A 4,287-nucleotide genomic window follows, 5' to 3' on the forward strand; every position below is an offset into this window, starting at 1 on the left:
TGATAGTATTCTACGCCCTAAACGCAAAGAAAGCCTAAAAACAGAAGAGTTCTGTATAAATACGCTATAAACATTATTTACCCCTTAAATCGATAACCAATGCCTCGTTCAGTGAGTAAATATTCTGGATTGAGTGGGTCAACTTCAATTTTTTGACGCAATTTCCCCACATAGACACGGAGATATTCTGCTTCCTCGCCATATTCTGGCCCCCATACATTTTGCAAAATGGAGCGATGTGAAAGCACTTTACCGGCATGACGCATCATATGAACCAGTAAGTTAAATTCGGTTGGTGTTAGGTTTAGAATTTCCCCTCGGACGGTGATTTCATGACGCTCCAGATCGGCGGTAATTTCTCCTCGTGTAACCTGTTCGTTGACTTCAGATGATTCAGACCACCTGGCCCGCCTTAAGACAGCTTTAACCCGTCCTAGAAGTTCCCCGGCGCCAAATGGCTTGGCGAGGTAATCATCCGCGCCCATATCAAAGGCGCGCACCTTGTCATCTTCTTCGCCCAGTGCAGAAAGAATGATGATCGGAACCAGCGATGTCTGACGGATGCGACGGATTGTTTCCAATCCATCAAGATGGGGCATCATGATATCCATGATGACAAGGTCCACATTTTGGGTATTGAAAATCGCCAACGCTTCAAGGCCATTTGAGGCAGTTTCTACATGGAAATTACGCACCTCAAGGTTTCGACGCACAAAATCCCGGAGGGGTTTTTCATCATCAACTACGAGTACGGTAGGGGAGGTGCTTCTCAATTTTCAACCTGCCTTCCTGTAATTTTTTCTGGTGTCATAGCCAAATCGCGCTCATTGAGAGGAATAGAAAAGACTATACATGCCCCTTTCTGCTGTGAATCTACCCAAATATTACCACCATGTGCCTGGACCAGACCCTGGGATATAGCTAATCCGAGCCCGGCACCGCTGGAAATCCGGGTCAGGCTTGTATCTGCGCGATAGAAACTCTGAAAGATCTTCTCGTTTTCTTCGGGGGGGATCCCAGGGCCATTGTCGTGAACACGGAAGAAAAGGTTGTTATTTTCGTGTGAAACCTTGACCTGGATGGTCGCTTCTTCCCCGGCATATTTAACAGCATTCTCAAGCAAGTTGCGAAGCACCGTTTCGAGGCGCGGAGGATCTGCATATAGCGTGGGCAAATTTGGCTCAAGGGCGACAATAAGTTCATTTCCATCCTGGAGATGGGCTCTTTTTGCAGCGCCCTGGATGATTTCCTCGATTGGGCATTCAATGTGAGAAATAGTTATATTGCCCGATTCGATACGTGAAAGATCAAGAAGGCTGTTGACCAACTCGCTTAGTCGATCCGTTTCCTCGGATATGATGGTAAGAAATTCACGCTGTGAGGTAGTATCCCATTCCACGTCTTCAGCGAGAAGGGTGCTGGCGTAACCTTTGATCGATGCAAGTGGCGTGCGAAGTTCGTGCGAGACTGTTGAGATCAGGCTGGATTTCATGCGATCCACCTCACGGTCGACAGTAATGTCCCGAAAGATGAGACCACGCCCAATTGGGTTTCCATTAATACCAGTGACGTCAAAGACTTGCAAGCGTAAATAAACACGCCCGCCAGTCGTAACGAGAGGAATTTCGATGCCACGCTCTTTGTTGCCTGTCAGGGCATCGTCAATTCGTTGACGTATCTTTTCCTGGATGGGGGATTGAGTCAGGATTCGGCTGATCACACTATCTGCACTGGTACGGTTGAGCTCTTCAGAGGAGAGGTTGGCAAGTTCTCCAATCCGTCGATTTGCATAGATCACTTCTCCGCTCAAGGCGCTAAGGATAAGGCCATCTGAGAGGGAGTGAACAAGGGCTTCAATGCGACGGGTTTGTTGTTGCAATCGCATATCGCTGCGTGAGTAAAGGGTCGCATTCTCTATCGCCATGGTGACATGATTTGCAAAGTTGGCAAGAAGTTGGGTCTCGTTATCGGAGAAGACATGCACGTCGGGACGAAAAACCAGCAAAGCGGCTGGCGGAGTATGTTTGGTTTGGAGAGGGGCAGCCAAAAGCGATCTATATCCTTCTGCCTTTGCGCGCGGTAATTGAGCGGTGAAGGTTGCGTCTGTCTCAGTGTCGCTGATCTGAATAGGTTCTTTTGCCCGTAAGGCTCGCATGGTGACCGAGTTAGGATCTGTTGGTTGGATGACGAGCTGAGCTGCGTATTTTTTGGATAGCCCAAGGCTGGCACGAATGCGAAAAGTGTTATGTTCTTCATCAAGGGCAACGATCGCGCACATATTGACACTGAATAACTTCTGCACCTGTTGCAGGATGCGGTCGAGGACGATTTGGGGATCAAGGGTGGAGACGACCGCTTTGCTGGTATCAAGAAGTGTCTCTTGCTCGTTGATACGCTTTGCGATGGATGTTTCCATACGCAAGATACTACGAATGAGATGTCCGATTTGATCGGGTCGTTTTGAAAGATGTTTGACCTGGTTTCGTTCTTCAGCGCTAATTTCCTGGTTTCTTCCGATAGCCATACTTAATGAAGAAAGGCGCTCAAGAGGCATTACAACACGGCGAGAGAGGAGAATCCAGACAAACAAACCGATCGAGACAAAGGTCAGTGCAACAATCGTGGTAATACGATGAATGGTAATTTGAGTGGCAAATGCAGCTGCGGTGGGGCGGCTGACGATGACACTCCAACCTGCGCTTGGGATTGGGGCATAAGTATAAAGACGTTCTTCGCCCTCGGAATTTTTCTCGATCCGTGTGCCGCTTTTCCCAACAAGGGAGGGGGTATAAATATCAGGAAGGAGGCTTTGGGCATCCTTAAGTAAAAATCCTGCGTCAGGGTGGGCGATGATCTGCGCACTTGAATCAAGGATAACGATTTCAAAATCTTCATCCGGGCGACGACTGGCAGCTATGTTTTCGAGGGTTTCGCTCAAACTGGCAAGCTTGATATTGGTAGCCACTACTCCGAGAAAAATATCCTGATCGCGGATGGGCATGACAGCTGTTGCAACCGCCTGATTGGTCGTTGGAGAAATCCTTCCTTTTGAGACCAAGGCCTGTTTTTTAATCAATGCGTCCTGATAGTAGTCTCTGAAAGAAAAATCGTCACCAACAGTGGACCCCGGCCCAACAGGGTAGTGATAAATCATTCTGCCGGAATCACTGAGCCGATAAACCAGGTTTACATCCGGGCGAGTTTGAATGAAGATGTCAAAAACCTCTTCCATCCCATCTATATCAGATTCCAGGATACCTGGAATTTTTGAAAGGGCGTCAACTGCCTGCAAAGATTTACTGATGGAAAGATCGGTTTCAAGGGCAATCGCCCGTGCCAATGAAAGATCATTTGCCCTTACATCTGCCTGAATTCTTTCACCGGCGATATAATCGAATACCAGCAAAATGGCAAGCGAAGGGATAATGATAAGCAGGTAGAGGGTCAGGAGTTGTAACCCAAGATCGTTGAAGAATGAAATCTTGCGACGAGGCATTATGAGAGTATCCATCCAATTGAAGTAGCACCTGCATAAGCAAAAATCAACGCTTTGATGATTTGCCCAATCCAACAAGCGAGCAGGAAGTTTTTAATCGGGATTTTTGTTGCGCCAGCTGCGATCCCCGCAAGATCAAAAAAAGGATTGGGTACGGCGGCAAAAATAAGGATCGCGAAGGTCCCGTATTTTTCAACCCATGCGATGATGCGCTCGTAGATATCCATCCGCTCTACGACGGCCTGACCGCTAAATCCAGCCATAAAACCAGAAAGCTCGCCAATTGCACCGCCTGTGCCAGCTGCAAGGGCAACGCCAAAAGGATGGAAGATGCTGCCCATTGTAAAAACAACCGCAAGACCAGGAGCAGGCAAAAGCACGGTCGCATTGGAGAGCAGGGAAATCAAAAAAATGCCCGGATACCCATAAGAGGCTAATTGCTCGGCTTGATCTCGAACAGAAAAAATGAACGCGCTTAACGCAATTACCGCGATTATACTCAGCCAGCGAAACAAAGTTAAGCGGCGTTCTTTAGACATCGCGAATTAAACTTCAGTGATGCTGACAGATGAGATTTTCGTGCCGACTTCAACAGCCATTAGGGTATCTATGCCCTCTGTAACCTGGCCAAAGACACTATGACGATTGTTGAGGTGAGGTGTGGGAACATGGGTAATGAAAAATTGTGAGCCATTTGTTCCGGGTCCGGCGTTTGCCATGGATAGAATACCTGGTTTATCGTGTTTCAGTTCGGGATGAAATTCATCCTCAAAACGGTAACCTGGACCACC

The 4,287-nt window shown here is 47.8% G+C and carries 3 protein-coding genes and 1 pseudogene; all 4 read right to left on the bottom strand.

Annotated elements, in window-relative coordinates; all coding sequences use genetic code 11:
- Positions 1–77 precede the first annotated feature (77 nt).
- Positions 78–773: a response regulator transcription factor gene (locus AC3DOM_RS16130; protein ID WP_487920066.1), complete on the bottom strand. Its 696-nt coding sequence runs from the start codon at positions 771–773 to the stop codon at positions 78–80.
- Complete coding sequence (locus tag AC3DOM_RS16135; protein WP_487920067.1) at positions 770–3,496, bottom strand: ATP-binding protein; 2,727 nt, start codon at positions 3,494–3,496, stop codon at positions 770–772. The genes AC3DOM_RS16130 and AC3DOM_RS16135 overlap by 4 nt, the downstream gene beginning before the upstream one ends.
- Positions 3,496–4,035 carry a VTT domain-containing protein gene (locus AC3DOM_RS16140; protein WP_487920068.1) on the bottom strand — a complete coding sequence of 180 codons (540 nt, stop codon included), beginning with the start codon at positions 4,033–4,035 and terminating at the stop codon, positions 3,496–3,498. The genes AC3DOM_RS16135 and AC3DOM_RS16140 overlap by 1 nt, the downstream gene beginning before the upstream one ends.
- Positions 4,036–4,044: 9 nt before the next feature.
- A pseudogene (locus tag AC3DOM_RS16145) lies at positions 4,045–4,287 on the bottom strand (peptidylprolyl isomerase); the annotation flags it as partial.

The organism is Candidatus Desulfolinea nitratireducens, from assembly GCF_982879505.1.

Bases quoted from the DNA above. Each gene is read 5' to 3' on its own strand.
- AC3DOM_RS16135 (WP_487920067.1), bottom strand. From the start codon at position 3,496: ATGCCTCGTCGCAAGATTTCATTCTTCAACGATCTTGGGTTACAACTC.
- AC3DOM_RS16140 (WP_487920068.1), bottom strand. From the start codon at position 4,035: ATGTCTAAAGAACGCCGCTTAACTTTGTTTCGCTGGCTGAGTATAATC.